15 protein-coding genes are annotated in these 26173 nt (G+C 68.4%); 10 read left to right on the forward strand and 5 right to left on the reverse strand.

The annotated features are described in order from the left end of the window. Positions 1–32: 32 nt before the first annotated feature. From ASC92_RS24855 to ASC92_RS24870, 4 genes are read right to left on the reverse strand one after another with little or no spacing between them, the layout of a single operon-like run. Positions 33–650, reverse strand: a complete 618-nt coding sequence (locus ASC92_RS24855) for a molecular chaperone (protein WP_056521107.1) — start codon at positions 648–650, stop codon at positions 33–35. Further along, positions 647–2725, reverse strand: coding sequence for a 4Fe-4S dicluster domain-containing protein (locus ASC92_RS24860; protein ID WP_056522108.1), 2079 nt, complete (start codon positions 2723–2725; stop codon positions 647–649). The genes ASC92_RS24855 and ASC92_RS24860 overlap by 4 nt, the downstream gene beginning before the upstream one ends. Next, positions 2685–3308 (reverse strand): DUF3306 domain-containing protein, encoded by a 624-nt coding sequence (locus tag ASC92_RS24865; protein ID WP_056521109.1) that lies wholly within the window; start codon positions 3306–3308, stop codon positions 2685–2687. The genes ASC92_RS24860 and ASC92_RS24865 overlap by 41 nt, the downstream gene beginning before the upstream one ends. Continuing rightward, positions 3301–3885, reverse strand: coding sequence for a DUF3305 domain-containing protein (locus ASC92_RS24870; RefSeq protein ID WP_056521111.1), 585 nt, complete (start codon positions 3883–3885; stop codon positions 3301–3303). The genes ASC92_RS24865 and ASC92_RS24870 overlap by 8 nt, the downstream gene beginning before the upstream one ends. A gap of 107 nt (positions 3886–3992) precedes the next feature. Between ASC92_RS24870 and ASC92_RS24875 the strand changes: the two genes are divergently transcribed. The 8 genes from ASC92_RS24875 (at position 3993) to ASC92_RS24910 (ending at position 22368) form a co-directional block, all read left to right on the forward strand. Then, positions 3993–4904 carry a formate dehydrogenase accessory sulfurtransferase FdhD gene (locus ASC92_RS24875; RefSeq protein WP_056521113.1) on the forward strand — a complete coding sequence of 304 codons (912 nt, stop codon included), beginning with the start codon at positions 3993–3995 and terminating at the stop codon, positions 4902–4904. 267 nt (positions 4905–5171) lie between these two features. Next, complete coding sequence (gene glgB / locus ASC92_RS24880) at positions 5172–7064, forward strand: 1,4-alpha-glucan branching protein GlgB (protein WP_056522111.1); 1893 nt, start codon at positions 5172–5174, stop codon at positions 7062–7064. After that, entirely contained in the window at positions 7061–9103 is a 2043-nt protein-coding gene (locus tag ASC92_RS24885; RefSeq protein ID WP_056521115.1) for an alpha-1,4-glucan--maltose-1-phosphate maltosyltransferase, read from the forward strand. The genes glgB and ASC92_RS24885 overlap by 4 nt, the downstream gene beginning before the upstream one ends. Positions 9104–9118: 15 nt before the next feature. Next, positions 9119–12421: a maltose alpha-D-glucosyltransferase gene (gene treS, locus ASC92_RS24890; RefSeq protein WP_056521117.1), complete on the forward strand. Its 3303-nt coding sequence runs from the start codon at positions 9119–9121 to the stop codon at positions 12419–12421. Positions 12422–12454: 33 nt separating this feature from the next. After that, on the forward strand, positions 12455–13201 hold the full coding sequence (locus tag ASC92_RS24895; RefSeq protein ID WP_056521120.1) for a mechanosensitive ion channel family protein: 747 nt from the start codon (positions 12455–12457) through the stop codon (positions 13199–13201). Then, a complete protein-coding gene (gene glgX / locus ASC92_RS24900) occupies positions 13202–15364 on the forward strand; it encodes a glycogen debranching protein GlgX (protein ID WP_056521123.1) in 2163 nt (720 codons plus the stop codon). Positions 15365–15380: 16 nt separating this feature from the next. Further along, a complete protein-coding gene (gene treZ, locus ASC92_RS24905; protein WP_056521126.1) occupies positions 15381–17240 on the forward strand; it encodes a malto-oligosyltrehalose trehalohydrolase in 1860 nt (619 codons plus the stop codon). Next, the gene (locus ASC92_RS24910) at positions 17230–22368 is read left to right on the forward strand and encodes a malto-oligosyltrehalose synthase (protein WP_056521131.1); all 5139 of its coding nucleotides are present in this window, start codon (positions 17230–17232) and stop codon (positions 22366–22368) included. The genes treZ and ASC92_RS24910 overlap by 11 nt, the downstream gene beginning before the upstream one ends. Before the next feature lie 22 nt (positions 22369–22390). Here the strand turns inward: ASC92_RS24910 and ASC92_RS24915 are convergent, their stop codons facing one another. Continuing rightward, entirely contained in the window at positions 22391–23239 is an 849-nt protein-coding gene (locus tag ASC92_RS24915; protein WP_056521134.1) for a nucleotidyltransferase, read from the reverse strand. Between the two features lie 152 nt (positions 23240–23391). On the opposite strand from ASC92_RS24915, the gene ASC92_RS24920 reads away from it, so the two are divergent. Together ASC92_RS24920 and ASC92_RS24925 are read left to right on the forward strand one after the other, a co-directional pair. After that, positions 23392–24171, forward strand: a complete 780-nt coding sequence (locus tag ASC92_RS24920; protein ID WP_056521138.1) for a metallophosphoesterase family protein — start codon at positions 23392–23394, stop codon at positions 24169–24171. An 83-nt stretch (positions 24172–24254) separates the two neighbouring features. Further along, entirely contained in the window at positions 24255–26168 is a 1914-nt protein-coding gene (locus ASC92_RS24925) for a PAS domain S-box protein (RefSeq protein WP_056521141.1), read from the forward strand. Positions 26169–26173: the final 5 nt, after the last annotated feature.

Below are 26173 nucleotides of genomic sequence, written 5' to 3' on the forward strand. Positions count from 1 at the left end.
GAGCAACCTGATAAGCCCTTGCATCCGTTGCCTCAGGCCAGCATGTCGAAGGCCTGCGCCTCGACGTCGCCGAACGCGCGCGTGAAGACGGCGAGTGCCGCATAGAACCGGGCCTTCGGATGCTGCGACACGGCCTCGCACAAGGCCGGCAGCCAAGGCTGGATGTGCTTCGAGAAGATGGCCTGTTGCTGTGTGAGGTTGGCGACCTCCACGTCCTCGCCGGCGATCAGGTAGCGCATGACCTCGAACAGGCAGGCGATGTGGTCCTCGGTCTCGTAGGTGCTCTCGGTGCGTGCCAGGCCCAGCCGGTCGAGGTCGTTGCGCAGCTGCACGAGCGGCTTGTCGTTGAGGAAGCCGCTCAGGTAGTGCGAGCCGAAGAGGAAGACCTCGGGCTTGCCGATGCCGCCGAAGAGCGCGTCGTATTCGTCGTGCGCGGCGGCCGCGCTCGTGTCGCGCGCGATGCCGACCAGCTGGCGCCACGGTTCCTCGAGAAAGGCGCCCGCGGCCGGCGCCTCGGTGGGCGCCATCTGGAAGGCCTCCAGCAGCCCGGCATCGGGTGCGGCGTACCAGAGCCGCGCCAGCAGGCCGTAGAGCTCCGCCCGGGCCACCTCCTCGTCGAGTGCGGAAGAGGCGGGAAAGGTCTGGCTCATAGCGGGGCGATCTTCACTTCGTCGGTGGCACTGTAGAGGTCGATGACGCGGCAGTCGCTGCACATCTTGAGGCGCTCCAGCGCTTCGCCCTGGAACATCGCATGCCCGGCCAGCTTGCCGAGCATGGCCTCGATCGCCTTCTGCGTGCCGAAGGGCTTGCTGCAGCGGATGCAGACCCAGGGCTTGGCCTCGTTCAGCAGCACCTGCTGCTTGCGCTCGGGCGCAGCCAGCAGGCGCGGCAAGAGCGAGACGGCGTCTTCGGGGCATGTGGTCTCGCACAAGCCGCATTGAACGCAGTTCTTCTCGATGAAGCGCAGCTGCGGCGCGCTCTGGCTGTCGAGCAGCGCGCCCGACGGGCAGGCGCCGACGCAGGCCAAGCACAGCGTGCACTTGTCCTTGTCGACCGCGATGGCGCCGAGCGGCGATCCTGCCGGCAACCCGAAAGCCAGCGGTGCGTCGGCCGGCGCCTGCAGGGTCGGCGCCTCGCCCATCAGGTGGTCGAGCGCCATCTCGAGCCGGTCGCGCTTGTCGGCTCCGACGGCGAAGCGCGCAGGGTTGGCCGGCACGCGCTGCGTGGTCGTGCGCAAGCTGGCCAGCGCGGCATCCAGAACGGCCGGCGAGTCGGCCTCGATCACGCGGAAGTGCGTACCGGTGTAGCCCAGGCCCCGCAACAGCGCCTGCGCGATGTCCATCTGCGTCTTGAGGGCCGCGAGGTACTGCGGCGCTTCCTCTCCGGTGCAAAGCACCGCCACCTGCGAGGCACCGAAGGCGATCGCGCTCAGCCACAGGTCGATGCCGGTGCTGGCCGCATGAAAGAGGTCCACGGGAATCACCTGCGCCGGCACGCCCTGCGCCTTGCCGAGCTGCGCCTGTCGGCCGAGTTGCTCGAGCAGCGCTTGGCCGTCTTCCTGGCTGTGCAGCAGCAGCGCGGCGTCGCGGCCGCCCGCCGCGGCATAGGTGGCGAGCAGCTTGCGCAGCTTGAGCCCCTGGTCGGGCGCACGCGGGTAGGTGTAGCCCAGGGCGCCCGTCGGGCACACCGTGGTGCAGGCCCCGCAGCCGACGCACAAGTTCGGGTTGACCACGATGCGCTGGCGCTGCCTGTCGCTGCTCACGGCATGGGCCGAGCACACGTCGACGCAGGCATTGCAGCCGACCACCTCGTTGCGGCTGTGCGCGCAGAGCTTCTGCTTGTAGTCGAAGAACTTGGGCTTTTCGAATTCCCCGACCAGCTCACGCAAGCGCAGCAGCGTCTGCAGGCCCTCGGCATGCGCGACGCCGCCGGACAGGTGGAAGTAGCCCTGCGGCGGTGCGTGCCAGTCGATCTGCGGCGCGGTGCCGAGATCGAGCACGAGGTCGAACGCCGCATCGAGCGCCTGGGGCTCGCGGCTGAAATTGATGGCGCCCGCCACGCTGCAGGCGCGTTCGCAATCGCGGTGCGAGGTGCAGCGCGCGTTGTCGATCTGGTAGTCCAGCCCGATGGCCTGCTCGGGGCAGGCGACCACGCAGGCGTTGCAGCGGGTGCACAGGTCGAGGTCGATCGCGTTGTCGCGCGTCCAGCGCAGCGTGAAGGCGCCGAGCCAGCCGGTGAGCGAATCGATGCGCCCGGCAATCACCGGCCAGCGGCGCGCCTGTGCGCCGCCGCCTGCACCGGGCCCCTGCGCGAACAAGGTCACGTCGAGCGTGTCGCCGACCAGCGCCGCAGCACGCTCGGCTTCGTCGAGCGGGCCGATGATCAGCAGCCGGCCCTGGCTGGTGTAGCTCACGGTCGGGACGGGCTCGGGCTCGGGCAGGCTGGCCGCGGCCAGCAGCGCGGCGATCTTCGGCATCGCGGCCTTGGCGTCGCGGCTCCAGCCGCCCGTCTCGCGGATGTTGATGAAGCGGATCGGCGAGGTCGCGTCGGGCGTCTGCGTGGCGAGTTCGCCGAAGAGCCGTTTTTCCTGGGTGCAGGCGACCACGACCTCGTCGCCGGACTGGATGGCGCGCTGGAAGGAAGTCGCCTCGCGGCGGCACAGCGACGAATGCAGCGGAAGCGTTTCAGCCAGTGCCGCGCCGAGGGTCTTCGGCTCGAGCGGCATCGTCTGGTTGCAGTCGCAGATCAGCGTGGTGGTCATCGGTTTCTTGGCTGGCGGGCTGCATCTCGGCAACCGGCGGGCTGGGAAGCGTTTCGGATTCTCCGGACTGTGCCACTTTCGCCGTCCCGGTGGTGTCGGGGGTTTCCGGGGGAATGTCCTCGGGCGCCTCGTCGAAGAGCTTGAGGAACTTGGCGCTCGCCATCTGGCGCAGCACGCTCTCTGGCACGGGGGTGGATCGGGAATAGTCGTCGACGTAGGTGTCGAGACCATCCATCACGTTGAAATGCGGATCGGAAAAGAGCTTGCGCAAGGCCGCGTTCTTGACCTCGGGCGCGACCTCCCTGGCCAGGAAGGGCTTGTAGTCCGACTCGATGCCCAGCGCTTCCACATCGGCGAGCGTCAGTGGCGGCGGAGCTTCCTGTTCACCCTCCGGGGGCAGGGCGGCAGCCTCCGCGACGGGGGTGGGCGCTGCCGCTGGCGCCGGAACAGGTTGCGCTGCCGGCGGGGCCCTCTCTTCCACGGCGGTCTCGGCCGCGCGCACCTCCTGCTTGCGGCGCGACCACCGTCCGAGAAAACCCTCAGACATCGCCAGCGCCCCGCCCGCGCTTCTTCTCGGTCGTCACGCTCGCGGCATTGCCGAAACGGTCGACCAGCGACCGGAAGCTCTCGGGCCGCCGGCGGCGCTTGGGTTCGATCACATAGTGCTCGTTCACGAAGGTGCGCACCCAGTCGACCACCTCCGCGGGTGCCGGAACCTGTTCGACGGTTTCCTGCGCATCGAGCCAGCGCCCGGCCTCGTAGTAGCTCAGCGTCACCACGACCGGGCGCGGGATGGGCTCGGGCGCGAGCGTGGCCTCCTCGTCCATGCGCCACAGCACGAACCAGCACGGCGTCGGCGTGATCGCGTTGAGGTGGTAGCCCTCGGCCTCGTCGCGGAACAGCTCGACCTTGAAGCCCGGGTGCAGCCAGCGCTGCTCGCCATCGTCGTTGCGCAGCAGGCGCGGCTCGGTGCCGAAGCCGGGCTCGTCGGGCAGCACGCTGTCGAGCGTCCAGCGCCAGGGCTGCCAGTGACTCGAGGGGCCGTGCAGGCGCTCGCGGCGCATGACCACCGCGACGTCGAGCGCCGGGCGGCCGTTGGCGGCAGGAGTGTCCGAAGAAGGCATCGAACGAACGATAGCCGATGGCACGAAAGCCTGCGAGAAGTATCCTCTTCGACGGGAGGCCCGCGGCTCCGGCATGTCGCGGCAGTCCGGTGGCGTAGGATTCCTGCATGGCCCCACCTGAAGACGAAGCGCCGCTGGCCTTTGATGCGGTACAGCTCTCCACGCGTGCCGGCACGCCTCGCCTGAATCAGGCGCGCAGCCCGCTGTTGCGCCGGATCGAGATCGTCGACCAGCACGGAGAACGGCGCGACATCGACATTCCGGCGGAGCGGCCGTTGACCGTTTTCGTGGACAAGCGCGAACTCGTCACGCTGATGACCCTGGGCGCCTCGCCGGAGTTGCTGGTGTTGGGCTATCTGCTGAATCAGGACCTGATCCAGCGCGCAAGCGACATCGAGAGCATCGATGTCGACTGGAGCGTGGATGCGGCCGCCGTGAAGTCGCATCGCGGCGTCGCCAGACTCGGTGAGAAGACCGCGCGCCGGATCGTGACGACAGGTTGCGGACAGGGCACCGTTTTCGGCGATGCGATGGCCCAGATCGGCTCCGTCCGCCTGCCGGCGGCGCAATCGGCACGCATCGCCCAAGGCACGCTGCTGCGGATTCTCGAACTGATGAGATCGCGCAACAGCGTGCATCGGCACGCGGGGTCGGTGCACGGCTGTGCGCTGTTCCGCGGGACCGACATGCTGGTGTTCGTGGAAGACGTCGGAAGGCACAACGCCATTGACACCATCGCAGGGTGGATGGCGGTCCATGGCGTCGACGGTGGCGACAAGGTCTTCTACACCACGGGGCGTCTGACGAGCGAGATGGTGATGAAGTCGGCCCACATGGGTGTGCCGATCATCGTCTCGCGCAATGGCGTCACCGCGATGGGGCACGAGCTGGCAGGGAAGCTCGGCATGACGCTGTTCGGCCGAGCCGCCAATCGCCACTTTCTCTGCTACTGCGGGTTCGAGCGCTTCGATGCCGAGCCGTTGCCGCACGACCAGCCGCAGGACAAGACTGCGCAGTAAGTCATTGGGCCTCCGCCCATCATTCCGATTCCGCGCTGAGCGCCCCTTTCCAGTGCGCGGCGTCGCCCCGGGCACCAGGCGTTATGCCAAATGTCCTGCACGCTGCGCGAAGCTGGCGCCCCGGCGAACAGGCAACTCTCCGACAAGACGAGGCGGCGCAGGCCGTACCTGCGCGGCCTCAGCTCCCTGCAAATTGGCGCCAAGCCCTGCGGGAACCGACGTCGTTCCTTGACCATCGTTCCGCCGGCTTCAATCCGAGGGTTGCCGGTGCCGTTGAACCATTCACTCCAGAACGAGCAAGACGTCCATCTTTTCCGCGAGGGGACCCACTCCCGCCTGTATGACGTGCTGGGTTGCCATCCCTCCACAGAGGGCGGCGCCCATTTCGCAGTGTGGGCGCCGAATGCGGAGTCGGTGTCGGTGGTGGGAGACTGGAACTACTGGTCCGGCGATGCCGATCCGCTGAGGCCCAGCGCCGATGGCACCGGCATATGGCAGGGCCATGCACCCAACGCCGCCATCGGCCAGGCCTACAAGTACCGCATTCGATCCCGCTACGGCGGCTACTCGGTGGACAAGGCCGACCCGGTCGCCTTCAGCGCGGAGCCGCCACCCGCGACCGCATCGCGCATCTGCGAGCTTTCGTATGAATGGGGAGATGCGCAGTGGATGTCCACGCGCGGCTCGCGCAATGCGCTCGACGCCCCGATGTCGGTCTACGAGGTGCATCTTGGCTCATGGCGCCGCCGCGACGGGCGCTTCCTGGACTACCGGGAGCTCGCGCGCCAGCTCGCCGCCTATGTGAACGAGATGGGCTTCACGCACGTGGAGCTCATGCCCGTGACCGAGCATCCGTTCTACGGCTCGTGGGGCTACCAGACCACCGGCTACTTTGCCCCCACGTCGCGCTTCGGCTCGCCGCAGGACTTCATGTACCTGGTCGATCACCTGCACCAGCAGGGCATTGGCGTGCTGCTCGACTGGGTGCCTTCGCACTTTCCGACGGACGAGCACGGCCTGGCGTATTTCGACGGCACGCACCTCTATGAGCATGCCGATCCGCGCCAGGGTTTCCATCCGGAATGGAATTCGAGCATCTTCAACTACGGCCGGCCCGAGGTGCGCAGCTTCCTGGTGTCTTCCGGCCTGTTCTGGCTCGACCTGTACCACGTCGATGGCCTGCGCGTGGATGCCGTCGCCTCCATGCTCTATCTCGACTACGCACGCGGGCATGGCGAATGGATTCCCAACCGCCACGGCGGCCGGGAGAACCTGGAGGCGATCGATTTCATCCAGACGCTGAACCGCGCGGTCTACCGCGAGCACCCCGACGCCATCACGGTGGCGGAGGAATCGACCGCGTGGCCGCGCGTATCGCGGCCCACCGACATGGACGGCCTGGGCTTCGGCGAGAAATGGAACATGGGCTGGATGCACGACGCGCTGTCGTACATGAAGGAAGAGCCGGTCCATCGCAAGTACCACCACCACAAGCTGACCTTCTCGCTGGTGTACGCCTTTCACGAGAACTTCGTGCTGCCGCTCTCGCATGACGAGGTGGTGCATGGCAAGGGGTCGCTGCTCAACAAGATGCCGGGCGACGATTGGCAGCAGTTCGCCAACCTGCGCGCGCTGTTCGGTTTCATGTGGGCGCATCCGGGCAAGAAGCTGCTCTTCATGGGCGGCGAATTCGGCCAGCGCCGCGAATGGACGCACGACGGCGAGCTCGAGTGGTGGGTGTGCGAGCTCGAAGGGCACGGCGGACTGCAGCGCCTGGTGGCCCGGCTCAACCACGTCTACCGCGGCGCGCCCGCGCTCCATCAGCTGGACTTTTCGTCGCCGGGATTCGAATGGATTGCAGCCGACGATGCCGACACCAGCGTGTTCGCGTTCCTGCGCAAGGCGAGCGACGGCAGTCCGCCGCTGCTCGTCGTGAGCAACATGACCCCGGTGCCGCGCACCAACTACCTGCTGGGCGTGCCGCTCGGCGGCCATTGGCGCGAGCTGATCAACACCGACGCCACCGAGTTCGGCGGCTCCGGCTGGGGCAATTTCGGGGGCGTCGAAGCGGCCCCCGTGCGTTCGCATGGCCGAAGGCAATCGGTGTGCCTGACGCTGCCGCCGTTGTCCACGCTGATCCTGGAGCACAGCGCCTCATGAAGAACATCTTTGCGACGCGTCCCGTACCCGCCGCGGCGGAAATCGAGAAGGGCGCCGTCCGTGCCGTGATCGATACCGTCCTGCCATGCGTGGACAACGGGCGGTTTCCCATCAAGTGCGTGGTCGGCGAGCGGGTCCAGGTTCGCGCGCATTGCTTCACCGACGGGCACGACGTGCTGCGGGTCCATTTGTGCTGGCGCGCGCACGAGCAAAGCGACTTCCGCGAAGTGCCGATGAAGCCGCTCGGCAACGACGTATGGGAAGCCGCGTTCACGCCGCCGTCCCTCGGGCGCTACGTGTACACCTGCGTTGCGTGGGTGGATTCCTTCGACTCGTGGCACCACGAACTCACGCGGCGCGTCGATCCTGCCGACGTGCGCATCGCGGCCCAGATCGGTGCGCTCGAAATCGCCGCCGCCGCCGCGCGGGCGGAGGGTGCCGACCGCATCGAGCTCCAGCGCTGGGCGACCGAACTCGACGCCATGGCGGCCGACCCCGGCTTCGACATCGGTTCGCTCAAGGCCCTGGCGCTCGACGAGGAATACGCCGCGCTGGTGCGCCGCCATCCCGACAGGCGGCATGAGGTGCGCTACCCCGTCGAGCTGCCGCTGGCCGTCGACAGGGAGCGCGCGCGCTTCAGCACCTGGTACGAGCTGTTCCCGCGCTCCACCAGTCCCCAGCCGGGGGTGCACGGCACCTTCAAGGATGTGGAAGCGCGCCTGCCGGCCATCGCGGCGATGGGGTTCGACGTGCTGTACTTTCCGCCAATCCATCCGATCGGCCGCGTGCAGCGCAAGGGCCCCAACAACGCGCTCGCCAGCGGCCCCGAAGACGTGGGAAGCCCCTGGGCCATCGGGGCGGCAGAAGGCGGGCACAAGTCGATCCTTCCGGCGCTCGGCACCCCCGAGGACTTCCGGCGGCTGCTTGCACGCGCCACGGAACACGGCCTCGAGATCGCGCTCGACATCGCCTTCCAGTGCGCGCCCGACCATCCCTACGTGAAGGAGCATCCCGACTGGTTCCGCTGGCGCCCGGACGGCAGCGTGCAATACGCCGAGAACCCGCCCAAGAAGTACCAGGACATCTATCCGTTCAACTTCGAGTGCAGGGAATGGCGCGAACTGTGGGCCGAGCTCAAGAGCGTGATCGACCACTGGATCGGGGAGGGCGTGCGCATCTTCCGGGTGGACAACCCGCACACCAAGGCTTTCCCGTTCTGGGAGTGGGCCATCGGCGAGGTGAAGCGCGAACACCCGGACACCATCTTCCTTGCAGAGGCCTTCACGCGGCCCAAGGTGATGCACCGGCTCGCGAAGCTGGGCTTCTCGCAGTCGTACACCTACTTCACCTGGCGCAACACCAAGCAGGAGCTGCAGGCGTACTTCACCGAGCTTTCGAGCGCCCCCGGCATCGACTACTTCCGCCCGAATGCCTGGCCCAACACGCCCGACATCCTGCACGAGCAACTGCAGACAGGCGAGCCCGCCGTGTACATGGCGCGGCTGGTGCTGGCGGCCACTCTGGCGGCCAACTACGGCATTTACGGGCCGGCCTACGAGCTGCGCGAGCACCTGCCGCGCGGACCGGGCAGCGAGGAATACCTCGACTCCGAGAAGTATCAGCTGCGCCACTGGAACCACGACGATCCCGCGAGCCTCGCGCCCTTCATCGCGCGGGTGAACCGCATCCGCCACGAGAACCCGGCGCTGCAGTGGGACCGGAGCCTGCGCTTCCTGCACATCGACAACGACCGGCTGCTGGCCTATGCCAAGGAATCGCCGGACGGCCTCAATGTGATCGTCACCGTCGTCAACCTCGATCCGCACGAACCGCAGTCGGGCTGGCTCGGGCTGGAGCCTCGAAGCGTCGGCGTTCCTTCTTCGCGCGCCTTCCAGATGCACGACCTGCTGAGCGGCCAGCGCTTCACCTGGCAGGGCGACTGGCATTACGTGAGGCTCGATCCGCGCAGCGTGCCTGCGCACATCTTCGTGGTCCGTCGGCGCCATGGCGACGAGCGCGACTTCGATTACTTCCTGTGAGGAGGTCGCCGGCCCATGAATGCACCCGTCTCGCACATCGCACTCGAAACCGTCGAGATCGACAACAGCGACGATCCGCTGTGGTACCGCGACGCAGTGATCTACCAACTCAACGTCAAGGCCTTCTTCGACTCCAACAACGACGGCATGGGCGACTTCAAGGGCGTCACCGCCAAGCTCGACTACGTGAAGGAACTGGGCGTCAACACCATCTGGCTGATGCCTTTCTATCCCTCGCCGCTGCGCGACGACGGCTACGACATCTCCGAGTACGAGGACGTGCACCCGCAGTACGGCACGCTCGACGATTTCCGCGAGATGCTGGCCGAGGCGCACAAGCGGGGCCTGCGCGTGATCACCGAGCTGGTCATCAACCACACTTCCAGTGAGCACCCGTGGTTCAAGGCCGCGCGGCTCGCGCCGCCCGGTTCGCCCGAGCGCAACTTCTACGTGTGGAGCGACACCGACCAGATCTACCAGGGCACGCGGATCATCTTCACCGACACCGAGACCTCCAACTGGACCTGGGACCCGGTGGCCAAGCAGTACTTCTGGCACCGCTTCTTCAGCCACCAGCCCGACCTGAACTTCGACAACCCGGCGGTGATGGAAGCCATCCTGAAGACGATGCGCTTCTGGCTCGACATGGGCGTGGACGGCTTCCGGCTCGACGCCATTCCTTACCTGGTGGAGCGCGACGGCACCAGCAACGAGAACCTGCCCGAGACGCACGCGGTGATCAAGCGGCTGCGCGCGGCCATCGACGCGCAGTACCGCAACCGCTTCCTGCTGGCCGAAGCCAACATGTGGCCCGAGGACGTGCGCGAGTACTTCGGCGACGGCGACGAGTGCCACATGGCCTACCACTTCCCGCTGATGCCGCGCATGTACATGGCCATCGCACAGGAAGACCGGCATCCCATCGTCGAGATCATGGCGCAGACGCCCGACATCCCCGAGGGCTGCCAGTGGGCCATCTTCCTGCGCAACCACGACGAGCTGACGCTCGAGATGGTGACCAGCAAGGAGCGCGACTACATGTACACCATGTACGCCGCCGACATGCGCGCGCGCATCAACCTGGGCATCCGCCGCCGGCTCGCGCCGCTGATGGAGAACGACCCCGATCGCGTGAAGCTCATGAACGGCATGCTGCTGTCCATGCCGGGCTCGCCCATCATCTACTACGGCGACGAGATCGGCATGGGCGACAACGTGTTCGTGGGCGACCGCAACGGCGTGCGCACGCCCATGCAGTGGAGCCCCGACCGCAACGCCGGCTTCTCGCGCGCCGACCCGCAGCGCCTGTACCTGCAGCCGATCATGGACGCGATGTTCGGCTACGAGGCGCTCAACGTCGAGGCGCAGGCGCGCGACAGCAGCTCGCTGCTCAACTGGACCCGGCGCATGCTCGCCGTGCGCAAGACCAGCCACGCCTTCGGGCGCGGCAGGCGCCGCTTCCTGAAGCCCGGCAACCGCAAGATCCTGGCCTACCTGAGCGAGTACGACAGCGACGTGGTGCTGACGGTGTTCAACCTGTCGCGTGCCGCGCAGCCGGTGGAACTCGACCTGTCGGAGTTCAAGGGCTTCGTGCCCATCGAGATGCTGGGGCGCGCGCCGTTCCCCCCCATCGGCGAGCTGCCGTACCTGCTCACGCTGGCTTCGTACGGCTTCTACTGGTTCAAGCTCACCGCCGAGGCCGATGCGCCGAGCTGGCACCAGGAAGGCGTGGCGCTGCAGGAGTGGCCCACGCTGGTGCTGTTCGACGGCTGGACCAGCTTCTTCCGCGACCGCGTGATGCCATGGCGCATCAGCATGGCCGAGCGCATGCGCAACCAGTTCGAGCTGGAGATCTTGCCGCGCCACATCGAGATCCAGCGCTGGTATGCCTCCAAGGGCACGGCCATCCGGCGCGCACGGCTGGTGGACCATGCCGTGTGGGAGGTCGGCGGCCTGAGCTGGATGCTGCCGCTCCTGGACCTCGACGGCCCGCACGGGGGGGCCACCTACTTCATGCCGCTCGCACTGGCGTGGGAAGAGCGCGACGAAGAGCGCATGGCCGGCGTGGCGCAGGCCGCGATCGCGAAGGTGCGGCAGCAGGCACAGGTCGGGCTGATGGGCGACGCCTTCTACGACGAGGCCTTCTGCCGCGAGCTGGTGCGTGCCATCGGCAAGGGGACCGAGCTCGCGACGGCGAACGGCAGGCTGGTCTTCAAGCCGACGGCGGCGTTCGCGCAGGCCGGCGCCGACATCGACGCGCTGCCTGTGGGCCGCCCGAGCGGCGTGAGCAGCAACACCGTGGTCACGCTGGACGAGACCCTGTTCCTCAAGGGCTATCGGCACGTGCGCGAAGGCATCAACCCCGAGCTGGAGATGGGCCGCTTCCTGACCGAGGTGGCGCGCTACCCGCACTGCGTGCCGGTGCTCGGCGCGCTCGAATACATGGCGAACGACGGGCGCACGATCACGCTCGCCATGGTGCAGAGCTATGTGGCGAACCAGGGCGACGGCTGGGACTACACGCTGGGCTATCTCGAGCGCTTCCTGCGCGACGTGGCCACCACCGACGGCAGCGCGCCCGGCGTATCCGAAGTGCACGGCGGCTTCCTCGCGCTGATGGCCACGCTGGGCCGCCGCACCGCCGAGCTGCACCAGGCGCTCGCCGTGCGCACGGGCGCCGCCGCATTCGACCCCGAGCCGCTGGCGGCCGCCGACTTTGCCGGCTTCAAGTCGCATGCGTCGAGCGATGCGGCGGCAACGCTCGCGCTGTTGCGGGAGCGGCTCGACCTGCTGCCGCCTGCCGTGCAGGCCGATGCACGCACGCTGCTCGCCGCGGCCGATACGCTGCAGGCCGGCATCGAGGCGCGCCGCCCCGTGGAAGGCACCGGTATCAAGAGCCGCTACCACGGCGACTACCACCTCGGCCAGGTGCTGGTGAAGGACAACGACTTCGTCATCATCGATTTCGAGGGCGAGCCCGCGCGCAGCTTCGAGGAGCGCCGCACCAAGAGCTCGCCGCTGCGCGACGTGGCCGGCATGCTGCGCTCGTTCAACTATGCGCGCTGGTCGGCGCTGCGCCGGGTGGCGCAGAGCCCCGACGAAGCCGAGCGGCTGGCCGCGCCGGCCATCGCGTGGGAGCAAGCGACGCGCGAGGCTTTCCTGGCGGGCTACGGCGGGGCCCTCGACGGCGAATTGCTCGGCCTGTTCGAGCTCGACAAAGCCCTCTACGAGTTGCGCTACGAACTCGACAACCGTGTCGATTGGGCGCAGGTGCCGCTGCATGGCGTGCTCGCACTCATCCAACCGTCCCGCGCCTGACGCTGCCGACGCAACCCCAAGGGAGCCCACACCATGGACAACTTCAGCATCCACCTGGAGCCGCTGCGCGCCATCCTCTACCAGGTCGGGGCCTTCGTGCCGCGCCTGCTGATCGCGGTGGTCGTGGTCATCGCCGGCTGGCTGATTGCCAAGGCGGTGCGCTTCGCGGTGACCAAGGCGCTGCGCGCCGTCAACTTCAACGTGCTGACCGAGCGCGCGGGGCTCGACAACTTCCTGCGCCAGGGCGGGCTCGCGGGCGACACCAGCAGCCTGTTCGGCATCCTGGCGTACTGGCTGGTGATCTTCGCCTCGCTGCTCATCGCCTTCAACGGCATGGGGCTGAGCTACATCGCCGACCTGCTCGGGCGCATCGTCTGGTTCGTGCCGAACGTGTTCGTGGCGCTGCTGGTGCTGGCTTTTGGCTCCTATTTCGCGCGCTTCGTGGGCGATGCGGTGGCCAGCTACTTCCGCGGCATCCAGATGCAGGACGCGGCGCTCTTCGGCAAGGTCGCGCAGTACGCGGTGATGGCGTTCGTGATCCTGATCGCGCTCGACCAGATCAAGGTTGGCGGCGACATCGTGCGCGAGAGCTTCCTCGTGATCCTCGCCGGCGTGGTCTTTGCGCTCGCCCTGGCCTTCGGGCTGGCAGGCAAGGACTGGGCGAAGGCGCAGATCGAACACTGGTGGCCGCGGCAGATCAGGGGCGGCAAGCCGCCGCCGAGCGTGACCACCGTCGACAGTTCCACCCCGCGTCCCGGCAACGATCGCCTGCCGCACTGAATGACACGAAAACCCAATCCGTCGATCACGGCCGTCTGGCCCGGCCGGCCCTATCCGCGCGGCGCCACGTGGGACGGAGGGGGCGTCAACTTCGCCTTGTTCTCGCAGCATTCGGACGGCGTCGAGCTGTGCCTGTTCGACGAGCGCGGGCGCCACGAACTGCAGCGCATCGCGATGCCCGAACGCACCGACGGCGTATGGCATTGCTACCTGCCCGAGGCGCGCCCCGGCCAGGCCTACGGCTACCGCGTGCACGGCCGCTACAAGCCCGAGGAGGGGCATCGCTTCAATGCCAACAAGCTGCTGGTCGATCCGTACGCGAAGGACCTGGCGGGCGAGTTGCGCTGGGGCGATGCGCTGTACGGCTACACCGTGGGCAGCAAGCGCGAAGACCTTTCCTTCGACCGCCGCGACAGCGCGCCGTTGATGCCCAAGGGCCGCGTGCTCGAAACCGCCTTCACCTGGGGCGACGACCGCCGCCCCTCCGTGCCGTGGCAGGACATGGTGATTTACGAGATGCACGTGCGCGGCTTCACCATGACGCACCCCGACGTGCCGCCCGCGCTGCGCGGCACCTACGCCGGCCTGGGCTGCGCGCCGGTGGTCGACTACCTCAAGCGCCTGGGCGTGACCACGGTGGAGCTGCTGCCGGTGCACAGCTTCCTCAACGACCGGCACCTTGCCGAGCGCGGCCTGCAGAACTACTGGGGCTACAACACGCTGGCCTTCTTCGCTCCCGAGACGCGCTACAGCGCCTCGGGCAAGGTGAAGGAGTTCAAGACCATGGTGAAGACGTTGCATTCGGCAGGCATCGAGGTGATCCTCGACGTGGTCTACAACCACACCTGCGAGGGCAACCAGCTCGGGCCGACCCTGTCGATGCGCGGCGTGGACAACGCCTCGTACTACATCGCCAATGCCGACAACCGCCGCTACTACGACGACTTCACCGGCTGCGGCAACACCGTGAACCTGGAGCATCCGCACGCGCTGCAGCTCGTGATGGACTCGCTGCGCTACTGGGCCGAGGAGATGCACGTCGACGGTTTCCGCTTCGACCTGGCTTCGGCGCTGGCGCGCGAGTCGGGCAAGGTCGAGAACCTCGGCGGGTTCTTCGACGCGATCCGCCAGGACCCGACGCTCAACCGCGTGAAGCTCATCGCCGAGCCCTGGGACCTGGGCCACGGCGGCTACCAGGTGGGCAACTTTCCGCTCGGCTGGGCCGAATGGAACGACCAGTACCGCGACGGCATGCGCGGCTTCTGGAAGGGCGATGGCGGGCTGCTCGGCGAGATGGCCAGGCGCGTCACCGGCTCCGAGGACCTGTACGGCTGGTCGGGCAAGAAGCCCACCGCCAGCATCAACTTCGTGACCGCGCACGACGGCTTCACGCTGCACGACCTCGTCTCGTACAACGACAAGCACAACGAACCCAACGGCGAGGACAACCGCGACGGCAACAGCCACAACGTCTCGTGGAACTGCGGCGCCGAAGGTCCCACCGACGACCCCGAGGTGCTCACGCTGCGCGAGCGGCAGAAACGCAACCTGCTGGCCACGCTGCTGCTCTCGCAGGGTGTGCCGATGCTGCTGGCGGGCGACGAGCGCGGCCACACGCAGCAGGGCAACAACAACGTCTATTGCCAGGACAACGAGATCGGCTGGCTCGACTGGACGCCCTCGCCGGAGAGTTCGGCGCTGACGAGCTTCGTCGAACGCATGATCTCGCTGCGGCGTGCGCACCCGTCGTTCCGCCGCCGTTCGTTCTTCGCGGGCCAGCCTGCGGAAGGCGAGAGCGTGACCGACGTGCACTGGCTCAAGCCCGACGGCACGGAGATGCAGCCCGAGAACTGGAACGACCCGAACGCGCGCTGCATCGCGATGTACATCCCCGGCGGCGGCATCGTCGACCGCGGGCCGCGCGGCGAGGCGCAGCACGACGACGATTTCCTGGTGCTGTTCAACGCCCACCACGACGAGATTCCCTTCACGCTGCCGGCGACCCCGCATGGGGCCTGGCGGCTGCTGGTCGACACCGCCGGCAGCGCGCCGCCGTTCGCCACCGTCGACGCCGCCACGCCGGCTCCGGCGTGGACGCAGCCGGCCTATCCCCTCCAATGCCGCTCGCTCGCGGTGTTGAACCGGCCCGGCATGCGGCCATGAACCCCGGAGGCACCCCATGAGCACCCGTTCGCACCACATGCCGTTCGGCGCCACCGTGCAGGCGGGTGGCGGGGTGGAGTTCGCACTCTGGGCGCCGTCGGCGGCGTCCATCGTGCTCGAACATCGCGCCGCCGCCAGCGAGGCGGTCTCCCGGCCCATGGACCGCGACCAACGCGGCTGGCATCGGCTGCTCGTGCCCGAAGCAGGGCATGGCGACAGCTACAGCTTCCGGCTGGAAGACGGCACGCGCGTGCCCGATCCGGCCTCGCGATTCAACCCCGACGACGTGCATGGCCCGAGCGTCGTGATGGACCCGCACCGCTTCGCCTGGACCGACGACGCCTGGCGCGGCCGTCCGTGGGAAGAGGCCGTGATCTACGAACTGCACATAGGCGCCTTCACCGAAGAGGGCTCGTTCAATGCGGCGCGCGAGCGGCTCGGCGAGCTCGCCGAACTCGGCATCACCGCCGTCGAACTCATGCCGCTGGCCGACTTTCCGGGCCGGCGCAACTGGGGATACGACGGCGTGCTGCCGTTCGCACCCGACGCCGCCTACGGCACGCCGGACGACCTCAAGGCACTGGTCGATACCGCGCATTCGCTCGGGCTGATGGTGCTGCTGGACGTGGTCTACAACCACTTCGGTCCGGAGGGCAATCACCTGCACGCCTACTGCCCCGAGTTCTTCAACCCCGGCCGGCAGACACCGTGGGGCAGCGCGATCAATTTCGACGGTCCGGGCTCGCGCACCGTGCGCGACTTCTTCCTCCACAACGCGCTCTACTGGACAGAAGAGTTCCGCTTCGACGGCCTGCGCATGGACGCCATCCACGCGATCCACGACGAAACGCGGCCGCACATCGTGCGGGAAATCCGCGAGGCGCTGGACGCCGGCCCCGCCCGCGAGCGCCTCATTCACCTGGTGGTGGAAAACGATGCCAACCAGGCCTCGATGCTGGTACGCGACGACCGTGGCCTGCCCGTCGCGGCAACGGCGCAGTGGAACGACGACCTGCACCACGCGGTGCACGTGCTGGCCACCGGCGAGCGCGACGGCTACTACGCGGACTATGCCGACGACCCGGTGTGCCGTTTCGCGCAGGCGCTGGCCGAGGGCTTCATCTACCAGGGGCAGCCCTCGGCCTTCCGCCAGGGCGAGCGGCGCGGCGAGCCGAGCACGCGGCTGCCGCCACAGGCGTTCGTCTCCTTCCTCCAGACCCACGACCAGGTCGGCAACCGCGCATTCGGCGAGCGCATCCATGCGCTGGGCGATCCGGTGCTGGTGCGTGCGGCGCTGGCGTGCCTGCTGCTGTCTCCGCATGTGCCGATGCTCTTCATGGGCGACGAATTCGCCGCCTCCACCCCGTTCCAGTATTTCTGCGACTTCGGCCCCGAGCTGGCGGCGGCGGTGTCCGATGGCCGGCGCTCGGAGTTCGGCGGCTTCGCGGCGTTTGCCGACGATGCCGCCCGCGCGCGCATTCCCGACCCCAATGCCGAATCGACCTTTCTCGCGTCGAAGCTGCACTGGCGCGAGCGCGGCGCGCGCGCGCATTTCGCGAGGCTCAGCGAGGTGACGCAACTGCTGCGCCTGCGCCAGCGTTTCGTGGCGCCGCGGCTCGCCGGTACCGCGGGCGCGGGCAGCTACCGCTGCGAGAACGACCTGCTCCAGGTGCAGTGGAGCCTGGGGCCCTTGCAACAAGGCCAGCCTGGGGCGCGGTTGCACCTGCTCGCTCACTTCGGTTCGCAGACGGCCGATGGCGTCGAGCCGTTGCCGGGCGCCGTGGTCTACAGCGACGGCGTGAGCGATCGCCAGGGCAGCCTGCGCTGCGCGCGCGGCGCGGTGCATGTGACGCTGGAAGAGCTGCATGGCGCATGAGCCGCACCCCCACGGCGTCACTGGCGAACTCGGACGGCTGTGCGAGCACTTCGGCATCGACACCGGCTATTTCGATGCATTCGGCGTGCGTCGCGAAGTTTCTGCGCAGAGCCTGATCGCGCTGCTCGCCGAGTTCGGTGTGCACATCGGCGATGCGGCCGACACGGCGCGCGCCCTCGAGGCGGCACACCGCGCGCGCTGCTCCGAAGCGCTGCCGCCGGTCGTGGCCGTGCAGGCGTCGAGCCGCGAATGGCAGGTGCCGCTGCGGCTGCCGGCTTCGGTGAAGCGGCTTCGATGGGAGCTCATCGACGAACAAGGCCGTACGCGGCAAGGCGAAGCGGATGCCGTGGCGCTGCCCGAAACCGGCCGCATCGAAAGCGGCGGGCATGTGTGCGAGCGCGTCCTGCAGCTCCCGTCGGGCCTCGAGGCAGGCTACTACCGGCTGCGCATCGAAGGCGAAGGCCTGCGCGGCGAGACGCTGGTGCTGGCCTCGCCGGGCCGTTGCTACCGGCCTCCCGCGGTGCGCGACGGCGGCCGCGTGTGGGGCGTGTCGGTGCAGCTCTACAGCCTGCGCTCGCCGCGCAACTGGGGCATCGGCGACTTCAGCGATCTGGAAGAACTGGCCGTGCAGATGGCGGCACAGGGCGCCGACATCATCGGCCTCAATCCGCTGCACGCCTTGTTCGCCAGCACCCCGCAGCACGCGAGCCCTTACAGCCCTTCGTCCCGCCTGCAGCTCAATGTGCTCTGCATCGACGTGGAGGCAGTGCCGGACTTCGCCGATTGCGCACCGGCCCGCGAGCGGGTGCATTCGCCTGATTTCCAGTCGGGCCTTGCCGCCCTGCGCGCGGCGCCGCTGGTGGACTACCCGGGCGTGGCTGCCGCGAAGTTCGAAGTGCTCGCCTTGCTGTTCGCCCATTTCTGCGAGCGCCATCTGTCCTCCGAAGGGCCGGCCGACGAAACGGGCCGGGAGTTCCTGGCCTTCGTCGCGCAGCGTGGCGAGGCGCTGCGCCGGCACGCTCTTTTCGAAGCGCTGCAGGCCCACTTCCTCACGCACGAAGGGGGCGCGTGGGACTGGCACGCGTGGCCCGGTGCCTACCAGGACCCGGATTCCGCCGAGGTGAGTGCATTCGCGGTGGTGTATGCGCAGCGCGTGCAGTTCCACCAGTACCTCCAGTGGCTGGCCGCCGGCCAACTGGCCCGGGCCGCCGCGCGCTGCGGCGCGCTCGGCATGGGCGTTGGCCTGTATGTGGACCTGGCGGTGTCGGTCGACCGCGCCGGCTCCGACGCCTGGTCCCTGCAGCAGGGCCTTGCCGGAGGTGCCAGCGTCGGTGCGCCGCCGGACGAATTCAACCCCGCAGGCCAGGGCTGGGGCCTGCCGCCGTTGCGCCCCGACCGCCTGCGCGCGGAGGGCTATCGCTACTTCATCGACACGCTGCGTGCCGGCATGCGCGGCGCGGGCGCATTGCGCATCGACCACGTGATGGGCCTGATGCGCCTGTTCTGGATTCCGCCCGGGCGCGATGCGAAAGAGGGCGCCTACGTCCACTACGCGCTGGACGAGATGCTGGCCGTGGTGGCGATAGAGAGCCACCGGCACCGCTGCATGGTGGTGGGCGAAGACCTGGGCACGGTCGACGACGCGTTGCGCGATGCGCTCTCGCGGGCCGACGTGTTGTCCTATCGCCTGCTCTATTTCGAGAAGGAGCCACAGGGTGGCGGATTCAAGCCGCCCGCCGCCTATCCGCCGGCCGCGCTGGCGGCAGTCAGCACGCACGACCTCGCGACCTTCGCGGGCTGGTGGACAGCGCAAGACCTTCGGGAGCGCCTCGCACTCGGCCTGTTTCCCGATCCGGCGATCTTCGACACGCAGCTGACGGACCGGGCGCACGAGCGCATGCAGCTGATGCAGGCGATGCGGCAAGCCGGCCTGCTGTCACGCGAGGAGATGGCGCAGGCCGCCGGCCTTGCGATGCCGGCTGGCCGCATCGTGGAAGCGGCGCACGCCTTCCTGGCGGCCTCGCCGTCGGCGCTGATGCTGGTCCAGCTCGAAGACGTGGCGGAGGTGGTCGCCCAGGCCAACATGCCGGGCACGGTCGACACGCATCCCAACTGGCGGCGCAAGCTGCCCGTCTCGGGCGCGGCGCTGGCTGGCGGCGAACGCATGCGCGGCCTCGGCCGGCTGCTGCGTGCCCAGAGGCCGCGCCTTGTCGAACACGCGGCCTCGCCCGGCCTGCAGACCCGCGTGCCGCGCGCCACCTACCGGCTGCAGCTGCACAAGGACTTCGGCTTCGACGAGGCGATCCGCGTGCTGCCGTACCTTGCAAGGCTCGGCGTGAGCCATGTGTACTGCTCGCCGATCCAGCGGGCGCGCGCCGGCAGCATGCATGGCTACGACGTGGTGGCGCACGCGGAGATCAACCCCGAGCTGGGTGGCGCCGAAGGCTTCGCGCGCTTCGTCGCCGCGCTGAAGGCCAACGGCCTCGGCCAGTTGCTGGACATGGTGCCCAACCACATGGGCGCGTTCGGCGCCGACAACGCATGGTGGATGGACGTGCTGGAGAACGGCCCCGCCTCGCTGTTCGCGCAGCACTTCGACATCGATTGGCAACCGCTCAACGTGGAGCTTGCCGGCAGGGTGCTGCTGCCCGTGCTCGGTGGGCACTACGGCGAGGTGCTGGAAAACGGCGAACTGATTCTTCGCTTCGAGGATGCGGCCGGCAGCCTGGCGATCCGCTACTTCGATCACCGCTTTCCGCTCGCGCCCGAGAGCTACCCGGCGGTGCTGCAGCGGGCGCTCGCGCGGCTTGGCGATGCAACCGCATCCGGGCATCTCGCAAGCCTTGCCACCGCGTTCGGCCACCTGCCCGGACGCAACGCGGCGTCGCCGGACGAACGCGCCGAGCGTGTGCGCGACAAGGAGCTGCTCAAGGCCCGTCTTGCGCTGCTCGTGCGGCGGCGCCCCGCGGTGGCGCAGGCGATCCAGGCGTCGGTGGCGGAGCTGAACCTCGCCTTGCCGGAAGCGCGCGACGCGCTGCACCGGCTGATCGAGGCGCAGGCGTACCGGCTCGCGCACTGGCGGATGGCGGCCGACGAGATCAACTACCGGCGCTTCTTCGACATCAACGACCTTGCCGCCATCCGCATCGAGCGCGACGAGGTGTTCGAGGCCACGCAGTCGTTCGTGCTGGAGCTCGCCGCGTCCGGTGCGGTGGACGGCCTGCGCATCGACCACCCCGACGGGCTCTACGACCCCGCCGGCTACTTCCGCAAGCTGCAGGAGGGCTATGCGCGCCGTGCCGGTCTCGTGCTGCCGGCCGCCGATGCGCAAGGGCGGCCCGCACGGCCGCTGTACGTGGTTGCCGAGAAGATCGCGGGCGCGAACGAGGAAGTGCCCGAGACCTGGCACGTGCACGGGACCACGGGCTATCGCTTCGCCAACGTTGCCAACGGCGTGCTGGTCGACACGGCAGCCGAGTCGGATGTGCGCCACGCCTGGCAGCGCTTCACCGGCGACACGCAGGACTTTGCCGCGGTGGCGCGGTCGGGCCGTCGGGAGGTGATGCGCAACGCGCTCGCTTCGGAGCTCAACGTGCTGGCCACCGAGCTGCTGCGCATCGCCCGCGCCGACCGCAGCACGCGCGACTACACGCTCAACGCGCTGCGCCGGGCCCTCGCGGGCGTGGCTTCGTGCATGCCGGTGTATCGCACCTACATCGTCGATGGCCTTTCGGGGCAGGACGAGCGGGTCATCGACGAGGCCGTCGACGCGGCCGCCCGCAGCAGCGGCGATGCCGACCGCTCGATCTTCCTCTTCGTGCGCAGCGCACTGCGGGGAGAGGCCGTTCCGGCCGCGCCGGCACTGGGCGAACGGGCGCGCCACTTCGCGCGGCGCTTCCAGCAGTTCAGCGCGCCGGTGGCAGCCAAGGGCGTGGAAGACACCGCGTTCTACCGCTACTTTCCGCTCTGTTCGCTCAACGAAGTCGGTGGCGAGCCCGACCGCTTCGGCATCGAGGTCGAGGAATTCCACGCGCTCAGCGCCGACCGCGCGCTGCGCTGGCCGCACACGATGCTGGCCACCTCGACGCACGACAACAAGCGCTCGGAGGACGTGCGCAACCGGATCGACGTGCTGTCCGAGATGCCCGATGAGTGGATGCACGCGCTGGCGCGATGGCACGCGCAGTGCCGCGGTGCGCACAGGAAGCTGCCCGGCGGCGAAGCTCCCTCGCGCGCGGACGAATACCTGCTCTACCAGACGTTGCTCGGCACCCTGCCAGTGGGCGGGCTGGCCGCAGATGCGGTCGCGGGCTACAGCAACCGCATCTGGCACTACATGCAGAAGGCCGCGCGCGAATCCAAGCTGCGCACGCGGTGGTCCCAACCCGATGCCGACTACGAGGCGGTGCTCGAGGCCTTCGTGCGCGAGATCCTGGGCGACCCGAGCGAAGGCGCCTGCCTGTCCGACATCCAGCGCATGGCGGACAGGCTGGCGTGGTTCGGCGCCTGGAACAGCCTGACCCTGACCTTGCTCAAGTACGGCTCCCCCGGCGTGCCCGATCTCTACCAGGGCAGCGAACTCATCGAGCTGAGCCTCGTCGATCCGGACAACCGGCGCCCGGTCGACTACGCGCTGCGCCAGCAGCGCCTCGACGAGCTGCATGCCGTGGCCGACAGCGATGGCATGGCCGAACGGGTGGGCGCGATGGCGGCGGCCCCGCACGATGGCCGCGCGAAGCTCTGGTTCATCTGGCGCCTGCTGTCGCTGCGGCGGCAGCAGCCCATGCTGTTCGGCGAGGGCAGCTACGAGGCACTGGCGGTCGAAGGGCCGTTGTCGAGGCACGTCGTGGCGTTTGCGCGCGCGCACGCCGACCGGATGCTCGTGATCGTGGCGAGCCGGCTGTTCGTCGGGCTCCCGCATCGGGAAACGGCGGGCCATGCCGTGGTCTTGCCCGATGCGGGTAGGTGGCGCGGCACGTCGGTGCGGCTTCCCGCAGGCCACGACGGGGGCGTGATGAAGAACGTGCTGACCGGCGAACCCGTGGCGGCCGCTGGTGGCACCGTGAGCCTCGACGTGGCTTTCCGCCGCATGCCGTGGGCGGCGCTGGTGGCCGCCCGCACCGCCTGAACCCGGCGCCACTGCGCAAGCGCTACGGCCCGCCCGCGGTGCAATGCGGCTTCCTGGCGTGGATGTCCGCCGTCCACAACGCCACGTCCTCGGCCGTCATGCTGCTCGCGGCGGTGAGGCGTCCGTCCACGTAGCCCAGCCGCTCCACGTCGTGGAGGTACTGCTCGCGCGACAGCAAGGTGCCGGCGCACACGTTCCCGTTCGTTGCCGGTGGCCCGTGGATTTCATCGGCCATGCGCTCCATCAGCCGGGAAAGCACCCAGTCCGGAATGCGGTGGCGCTGGCCGGGGTAGATGTAGCCGAACAGCGTGAGGTGGGCCAGCAGCACGCGCCAGTGCGGGCCGAAGCGCTCCAGCAAGCTGGCCCAGTCCAGCCGCTCCGCATTGGCCTCCAGCAGGTGGGCGATGTCGCCGCCGTCGTAGCGCTCGCGCTCCATGATGAAGGCCTTGGACAGCAGGTTGTCCTCCGCATTGGCGATGAGCACTGGCACGCCCAGGACCTCGGCGCGGCAGTTGCCGCGAAACCAGCGCTCGTCCACGGGCGTCACGCCGTTGCCCGAGTTGAAGATCAGGTCGATGAACTCCTTGCCGTCGTACACCTTGGCCAGCCAGTGCGGATGGGTCAACTCGGTGCGCCAGCCATGCCGCTGCATGAGTTGCGCGATGCGCTCGCAGTCCTCGCGGTGAATGAACAGGTCCAGGTCCTTGGTCGACCGGCGGATGCCCGTGTAGCACGCATGCGAGAAGGTGCCACCCACCAGGAAGGGAATGCCCGCACCGTTCAAGGCGCGCAGGGTCTGCCGATAGAACTCGGCCACATGGGGGTCGACTTCTTCTTCCAGCGAAGGTGCGAGCGCGGTGAAGGGCGACATGCGTGCAAGTTAGGACGGCCCCCGGGCGGCGGCCCGGGGCAAAGGGCCCCATCGCACGTCGGCAAGCGCCTACAGCCGCTACGGGATGGGGCCGATGACGGTGAAGCGCGGCGCGGCACATTCTGGCGCTCGCCTTCATCGAACCCGCTGCCATGCCCAACCCCAAATCGTCCTCCCACATCCGGTTTGCCGCCGTCGGCGACATCCATGTCCAGAAGGACTCCGCCGGCACGCTGCGCAGCCTCTTCGCCCAGGCCGCCGACGAGGCCGATGCGCTGCTGCTGTGCGGCGACCTGACCGACTACGGCACGGCCGAAGAGGCCAGGGTGCTTGTCGAGGAGCTGGGTGCGATCCACATTCCCATCGTCGCCGTGCTGGGCAACCATGACTACGAGTCCGGCACGCCCGAGGCGGTGACCGGGGCGCTGATGCATGCCGGCGTCCGCGTGCTCGATGGCTCGGCCTGCGAGATCGAGGGCGTGGGCATCGCCGGCGTGAAGGGCTTTGCCGGCGGCTTCGGGCGCGGCTCGCTGGGCGCCTGGGGCGAGCCGGCGATCAAGCTGTTCGTGCAGGAGGCGCTGAACGAGGCGATGAAGCTGGAGTCGGCGCTGGCCAAGCTGCGCACACGGCGCCGCATCGCGCTGTTGCACTACGCGCCCATCGTGGGCACGGTGCAGGGCGAGCCGGTGGAAATCTTTCCCTTCCTGGGCAGCAGCCGGCTGGAGGAGCCGCTGCTGCGCTACCCGATCGATGCGGTGTTCCACGGCCACGCGCATCGGGGCACGCTCGAGGCGCGCACCATCAACGGCGTGCCGGTCTACAACGTTGCCAAGCCGCTGCTGCAGCGCAGCCGCCCCGATGTGCCGCCATTCTTCCTGTACGAGTTGCCGCGCGAGCCACCCGAGGATGTTGCGGCCTCGGTCGCGGAGTAGGAATCTTCCCACGGGCTGTTCGCGTGCAATGGCCCACACTTGCAAGACTCACGAGCCTGGGCCCGACATGCCCGCTGAAACCGATGAAAGACAGCGAACCGCACAGATTGTCCGTCGCCTCCCTGGCCGATGCCGACTATCGCCAGATGGTCGACAGCCTCATCGACTACGCCATCATCCTGCTGGACCCGGATGGCAACGTCGTGAGCTGGAACGCCGGGGCGCGCCAGCTCAGCGGCTATGACGACGCCGACATCCTGGGGCGCCATTTCTCGGTGTTCTATCCGCAGGAGACGCTCTCCCGCGGCTTGCCCGACGAGGAGCTGGCGCAGGCAGGCAAGTTGGGGCGCTTCGTGGACGAGGGCTGGCGCGTGCGCAAGGACGGCTCGCGCTTCTGGGCCAACATCGTCATCACCCGGCTGACAGGCGCCAACGGCGCCACGCGCGGGTATTCCAAGACCATTCGCGATCACAGCGACCGGCGAAAGCAGGAAGAGGCGCTGCGCGCCAGCGAGGAGCGGTTCCGCCTGCTCGTCGAGGGCGTGAAGGACTATGCGATCTTCATGCTCGACCCGGCCGGCCACGTGGTCAGCTGGAATCTCGGCGCGGAGAAGAACAAGGGCTACAAGGCGCACGAGATCATCGGCCAGCACTTCTCGAAGTTCTATCCGCCCGATGTGGCCGCGCGCGGATGGCCCGCCGAGGAACTGGCCAACGCCCTGCGCGAGGGGCGCTTCGAAGACGAAGGCTGGCGCTTGCGCAAGGATGGAACCCGCTTCTGGGCCAGCGTCGTGATCACGGCCATCTACGACGCCGCGGGACAGCACAAGGGGTTTGCCAAGGTCACCCGCGACCTCACCGAGCGCCGCAGGATCACCGCCCTCGAGGACGAGGGGAGGCGCATGACCACCTTCCTTGCGATGCTGGGCCATGAGCTGCGCAACCCGCTCGCGCCCATCTCCAACGCGCTCGAGCTTCTCAAGCGCGAGGAGACGGGGTCGCCCATCCTCGACAAGACGCGCGGCATCATCGATCGCCAGCTCAGGCAGATGACGCGGCTCATCGACGACCTGCTGGACGTGGGCCGAATCACGAGCGGGCGCATCCACCTGGAAGCCAAGCCGGTGAGGCTTCGCGACGTGATCGTCGAAGGCGTGGAGGCCATACGCCCGGGCATGGCGTTGAAGTCGCAGACGCTGGACCTGCAGGTCAGCGGGGCCGACCTGTGGGTCACGGGCGACAAGGCGCGGCTGATCCAGATCATCGGCAACCTGGCTCACAACGCGTCCAAGTTCACCCCCAACGGCGGGCGGATCGCGATTCGCCTCGGCACCAATCCCGCCAACGGCTCGGAAGCTGAGATCAGCGTGAAAGACGATGGTCCGGGAATTCCGCGCAAGGATCTCGAGAGGGTCTTCGAGCTCTTCGTGCAGGGCGAAAACGAACTGGCGCGCACGCGCGGCGGGCTCGGGCTGGGCCTGAGCCTCGTGCAGCAGCTGACCAATCTCCACGGCGGCTACGTCAGCGTGTTCAGTTCCGGACGCGCAGGGGAGGGCAGCGAGTTCCTGGTGCGCCTGCCCGTTGCGCCCACGCCCGACATGCTGGGAGCCACCGAGCGCGACGAGGGCGAAAAGCTGGTGCTCGTGGTGGACGACAACCGCGATGCGGCGGAAACCCTGGCACTGCTGCTGGAATCGCTCGGTTACTCCTGCCTGGTCGAGCACGAGGGGGCCGCCGCGATCGAGGCAGTCAAGGCGAAGCGGCCCGACGTGGTGCTGCTGGACATCGGATTGCCCGGCATGAACGGCCATGAGGTTGCCAAGCGCCTGCGTGCCGACCTGATCGATCCGCCCGCCCTGATCGCCATCACGGGCTATGGGCAACCGAGCGACCGCGACACCAGCTTCGAAGCCGGGTTCTTCGCGCACCTGACGAAGCCGGTGGACCTCGAGCGGCTGACCTCGATGCTCGACCAGATCTACGCCGCCAGGACCTGAACCTG

The sequence above is a fragment of the Variovorax sp. Root411 genome (genome assembly GCF_001425205.1).
In the GTDB taxonomy this organism is placed as follows: Bacteria; Pseudomonadota; Gammaproteobacteria; order Burkholderiales; family Burkholderiaceae_C; genus Variovorax.